Origin of the sequence: Bacteroides sp. RTP31139st1_H2_RTP31139_211217 (assembly GCF_040227615.1) — a bacterium.
In the GTDB taxonomy this organism is placed as follows: Bacteria; Bacteroidota; Bacteroidia; order Bacteroidales; family Bacteroidaceae; genus Bacteroides; species Bacteroides uniformis.
The window spans coordinates 1-3,207 of sequence record NZ_JBCNZM010000280.1 but is presented as its reverse complement, the minus strand read 5'-3'; the positions used below and the strand labels follow the sequence as shown (position 1 = coordinate 3,207).

General features: G+C 33.8%; 4 protein-coding genes. All 4 read left to right on the top strand.

Features of this window, described 5'->3' with window-relative positions; all coding sequences use genetic code 11:
- The first annotated feature begins 91 nt into the window (after positions 1 to 91).
- The 4 genes from ABUA47_RS23890 (at position 92) to ABUA47_RS23875 (ending at position 2,878) form a co-directional block, all read left to right on the top strand.
- Complete coding sequence (locus tag ABUA47_RS23890) at positions 92 to 445, top strand: helix-turn-helix domain-containing protein (RefSeq protein ID WP_005643639.1); 354 nt, start codon at positions 92 to 94, stop codon at positions 443 to 445.
- Positions 446 to 702: 257 nt separating this feature from the next.
- On the top strand, positions 703 to 1,596 hold the full coding sequence (locus ABUA47_RS23885; RefSeq protein ID WP_226789665.1) for a potassium channel family protein: 894 nt from the start codon (positions 703 to 705) through the stop codon (positions 1,594 to 1,596).
- 27 nt (positions 1,597 to 1,623) lie between these two features.
- Entirely contained in the window at positions 1,624 to 2,355 is a 732-nt protein-coding gene (locus ABUA47_RS23880; RefSeq protein ID WP_014298755.1) for a DUF3800 domain-containing protein, read from the top strand.
- Positions 2,339 to 2,878 (top strand): hypothetical protein, encoded by a 540-nt coding sequence (locus ABUA47_RS23875; protein WP_008659792.1) that lies wholly within the window; start codon positions 2,339 to 2,341, stop codon positions 2,876 to 2,878. Before ABUA47_RS23880 ends, ABUA47_RS23875 begins: the two co-directional genes overlap by 17 nt.
- The last annotated feature ends 329 nt before the right edge of the window (positions 2,879 to 3,207 follow it).

The following is a 3,207-nucleotide window of genomic DNA, read 5'->3' as shown; positions in this document are numbered from 1 at the left end:
CATCAAGTTCATGCGTGAGAAAGAAATCATTCTAAAATCATCCGATAACCAGAGCTATTATGTTATCGGGAACTTTTAAGGAGGAAAGCGTATGTTAGTAGATAAAACGGAATTTGAAGCATGGATGGAACGTATCATGGGTGAGCTGTACCGTATCTCCCGGAAGCTGGACAAGGCGGAAACGAGGGAAAAACACCTGAACTACCTGAACGGAGAGCGTCTGTACGACAATCAGGAAGTATGCCTGTTGCTGCGCATCAGCAAACGCACGCTGCAACGATACCGGAATAACGGGGTGCTGAAGTTCTATTCGATATATCACAAGACGTATTACAAGGAGTCGGACTTGCACGAGTTCATCCGCAACAACTTCGACGAGAACGAGATAAAACGGCAGGCACGTGAGGACAAGCTGTCCGAGAGCTATCCGCTGCCGAAAGAATAAGTCCATGTTTTTGTTTTATACCGGTGAAACTACTACCGTGAGGCAGGAAATCCCAAACTGCGTATTGGTATTTGTCATAGCAATGGCTTCATACAGTTGTGAAACAGGATGAAGCTTCTTTTCTTGTTTGAATGGTGATACTCCAAAGGACAGCGGTCCGGAGGGGTATCATTTCAGTAATTTGAAAATTAAGCTATTCTATTTATTTTATCATTAAAAGCTGTATCTTTGCACTTATTCAATAATGTGTAATGGTTATGAGATACTTAAATAATAAATCACCTCTTTTTGGGGGAATATTATATTTTCTGATAATCCCTGTTTTCGCTACTGTTTTCTTGTTTTTGCCGACAGAAACTTGGTCTGCAAATTCAGATTTAGAAAATTGGTGGGATTGTTTATATTTTAGTATGGTTACTATAACAACATTAGGCTTTGGAGATATAGCTCCAATTACTACATTAGGAAGATTGTTGGTCGCAATAGAAACGGTAAGTGGGGTTTTATTTATAGGCTTATTTTTAAATGCACTTTCTCTTCAGCAATCAAAGATAATTTCGGAAGAAGAGAAGAAAAAGCATGAAGAAAATATACGTGAAAAAGAACGAGCGAAATTATTAAGACATTACAAACTAATTGAGCCTATAATTAATGAATTTATAATTGCTATATATGAAATAACTACACCTCTTAGTAATCGAAATTTTGCTAAGATAATAATTAATGAAAATTTTCATTTTAACGATATGAGTGACTTATATTATCAGAGTTTAAAATTAGCATCCAATCCGACAAAAACTGTTATACATAATTATTACGAAGTTCAAAATAAATTGTGTCATAATATAGAAAGGCTATTATTGGAAATTGATCTTTCCTATTGGAAAAATATAGAAATTGCATGTTTGAATTTTCTCCAAAAGTGCAATGAATTAGACTATAGTGATAGTATTTTAGGGAATTTCAAAATAAAACTTGGAAATCAAAAGGCCATTGATTATTATTCAGCAGTAATAAAAAAATATACAGGAAAGTTACAATATCGCCAGAGTAATACCATGAACCAATTTATAGCCTTGTATGAACTAATAAAATATAATATTCGATTTATAGAAGAGATTCGGCAAGATTTCGATAAAATAAAAGCGTAAAATATTTTTTTATTTAACTTTTTGGATATGAACAAAGAACAATTTACATTCTATATAGATGAAAGCTGTCATTTAGAGCATGATCATTTTCCTGTCATGTGTATCGGTTATATAAAGGTGCCAAAGGAACAGACTGAAGAAATGAAGCAATGCATAAAAACGATTAAACGGGAATATAATATTTTACATGAGATAAAATGGAATACAATCAGTAACACCCATATTGATATGTATAAAGAACTTATCGATTACTTTTTCGACTCAAATATGGAATTCAGATGTATCCTTGTTAAGTACAAAGACCGTTTAGACAATCTGTCTTTCAATAATGGCGAGCATGATAATTTTTATTATAAAATGATTTATTACTTGCTTGTCAATCCATATACCAATCCTCCTACAATGAATAATTACCGCGTTTTTTTGGATATAAAAGATACGAAAGGACGTGCTAAACTTAATAAAATCCAAGAGATTTTCTTTAATAAGTTTCATGGCAAATCGCCTTTTCTTTCTTTTCAGCATATACGCTCCCATGAATCACAATTTATACAGTTAGCAGATTTTTTCATAGGTGCAGTAGCTTATAAAGCGAGAGGTCTTCATTTGAAGAAAGATGGAAGTTTGGCAAAAAAAGAACTGATCAACTATATTGAAATGAAATCTGGTTATGTTTTGGATGAAGGTACAGAACCAGGAGAAATTAAATTTAATATTTTTGATCACCAACCTCGTAAGCGCAATGACAGTGGCAGATGAATTAGGAGCTTTAAAACCGTATTTTGCAGACGGGGTTGCGGAAACGGAACAGGAAAAAATGGATGAACTTTATGGCATTTTTCATCGAGACTTTTTTGAGAATACCGTAATTATTGATGGTATTCCTTTAAAAGTAAAACCATATTTGTATAAAAATAGCGAAAAAGATAATCTTCCCGTTGATTTTGAACGGTACTGTGAGAAATTTGTTCATGTGGTTACTCGTACTATCAAAGGTGGAAAGTATAAAACTTCTGGTAAAATACGAGAGTTTCGTGAAGAAAGAGCTAATAGGGTACATTGGATAAGGCCTATTTTAGAAAATAAAGAAGATAAGCGCATTACTTATTTTCAGTACATTGAAGATGACGGAACTCTTCGTGACTATTATTGGTATAGGGGTAAACAGTATGTTGTCATAGTTGAATATATACAACCGGATTACGCATTAATTACAGGATTCTGTGTTGATTGTGATAATCAACCTTATTACCAAAACAAATATATAAACAGAGAAAAATGAGGACATAAAAAAACCGCATTTACGGTAATGCGGGCAACCAAGTCCTTCGTTCTTCGAGCGATGACATTGCAAATATAGATATTCCTTTTGTTCTAAACAAGAGTTTGGATATATATAAGGGATAATATATGTTTTTTTAACCTTATGGCAACCGAAATTTTACCGTCGTAAACTTTACGGCGGTAAAATTTCGGTTATATGATAATATAAACCCCACTTCGCCGCTTCGTGGGAAGTTGGCAGAGTGGGGTTATTTTATGGCTTATAGGGACTATAACTGTAAGCATTCGAACAAATGCACCTTTTACACTTTGAGGTTTGGTTGTAGC